Raw genomic sequence first — 722 nt, forward strand, 5'->3', positions numbered from 1 at the left:
GCCCTGGGGATCGATTGGACGGTGCCCCTGGTGGCGGCGAAGGATTTGCAGCGCTTGGGTGCGGTCCAAGGCAATCTCGATCCCTTGCGGCTCGTTGCTGGCGGCAAAGCCCTATCCGATGGTGTCGAGGCCATCCTTAAAACGCTGGGAGACGGGCCGCTGATTTTCAATCTCGGTCACGGTATCACGCCGGAGACGCCGATAGCGCATGTCGAGACAATGGTGAAACTGGTGAGGAGCGCGACCCGCTGATGACACAATCAAACAGCACTGGCAGCACCAACAGCACTGGCCAGGCAATGATGCGGATGGTGATCGGCATTGCGGTGCTGGTCGTTCTCACGGCAGTTTTGTTTTTCGTCGCGCCCGACAGCTTCTATCCCTGGGCGAAAGCGATCCACATCCTTGCCGTCATTTCTTGGATGGCGGGCATGCTCTATCTGCCTCGGCTGCTGGTCTATCACGTGGATGCCGAGAAGGGCTCGGTGCAGTCGGAGACCTTCAAAGTGATGGAGCGCCGCCTGCTGCGCGGCATCATCAATCCGGCAATGATCGTCACCTGGGTTTTTGGTCTGTGGCTCGCGTGGAAAGTCTTTGGTTTCCACGGTGGCTGGCTGCACGCCAAGATCGGTGCGGTGCTTCTGCTGTCCGCCGTTCATGGCTATCTGGCGGGCGCGGTGCGCAAATTTGCCGAGGATCGCAACGAAAAGCCGGCCCGGCAC

Annotated in this window: 2 protein-coding genes; both read left to right on the plus strand. The window is 60.0% G+C overall.

The features are described from left to right. The coding region (locus ACXJ7R_RS35285; protein ID WP_457155823.1) for a uroporphyrinogen decarboxylase family protein at positions 1-252 on the plus strand (252 nt) is incomplete at its 5' end. A gap of 56 nt (positions 253-308) precedes the next feature. After that, positions 309-722, plus strand: a 414-nt coding sequence (locus ACXJ7R_RS35290) for a CopD family protein (RefSeq protein ID WP_457155824.1), incomplete at its 3' end; no start/stop codon positions are given.

The sequence above is a fragment of the Mesorhizobium sp. P5_C1 genome (assembly GCF_054049815.1).